This window comes from Rugamonas aquatica (genome assembly GCF_009380215.1).
GTDB lineage: Bacteria > Pseudomonadota > Gammaproteobacteria > Burkholderiales > Burkholderiaceae_D > Rugamonas > Rugamonas aquatica_B.
Genome location: NZ_WHUG01000073.1, coordinates 1 through 248 on the forward strand (window position 1 = coordinate 1; position 248 = coordinate 248).

General features: G+C 52.0%; 1 tRNA gene and 1 rRNA gene. Both read right to left on the minus strand.

The annotated features are described in order from the left end of the window. Positions 1–4: 4 nt before the first annotated feature. Positions 5–81, minus strand: a tRNA-Ile gene (locus GEV02_RS32720). Between the two features lie 76 nt (positions 82–157). Then, a 16S ribosomal RNA gene (locus GEV02_RS32725) occupies positions 158–248 on the minus strand; the annotation flags it as partial.

Below are 248 nucleotides of genomic sequence, written 5' to 3' on the forward strand. Positions count from 1 at the left end.
AAACTGGTAGGGCTGGTTGGACTCGAACCAACGACCCCCGCGTTATCAACACGGTGCTCTAACCAGCTGAGCTACAGCCCCAAATGCTGTTCTTTAATATTGACAGTCGATAAGTGTGAACGCTTGATGAGTAGTCCGAAGACCAGTGCTACTCTAGAAAGGAGGTGATCCAGCCGCACCTTCCGATACGGCTACCTTGTTACGACTTCACCCCAGTCACGAATCCTACCGTGGTAAGCGCCCTCCTT